Origin of the sequence: Cellulomonas sp. GbtcB1 (assembly GCF_019091725.1) — a bacterium.
Taxonomy (GTDB): Bacteria; Actinomycetota; Actinomycetes; order Actinomycetales; family Cellulomonadaceae; genus Cellulomonas.
The window spans coordinates 1-229 of record NZ_JAGXJG010000715.1; the positions used below are offsets into that span (position 1 = coordinate 1).

General features: G+C 75.5%; 1 protein-coding gene. It reads right to left on the minus strand.

Annotated elements, in window-relative coordinates; genetic code table 11:
- Nucleotides 1-229: amidase family protein (locus tag KVT14_RS21935; RefSeq protein WP_254631407.1), on the minus strand; the 229-nt coding region annotated here is incomplete at both ends.

Consider the following 229-nt stretch of genomic DNA (forward strand, 5'->3'; position numbering starts at 1 on the left):
CGGCAGGATCAGGTAGTACGCGCCGAGCGCGTACTCGATGTTCGGGCAGGAGACCTCGACGATCTCGGCGCCCGCGCCGCGGAGCAGCTCCAGCGACCCCTCGAACCGCGCGAGCACGCCGGGCTGGTAGCCCTCGCCCTGCAGCTCGCGGACAACGCCGACGCGCACGCCGGTGAGGTCGCCGGACGCGCCCTGGCGGGCCGCGGCGACGAGACCCGGCAGCGGCTCC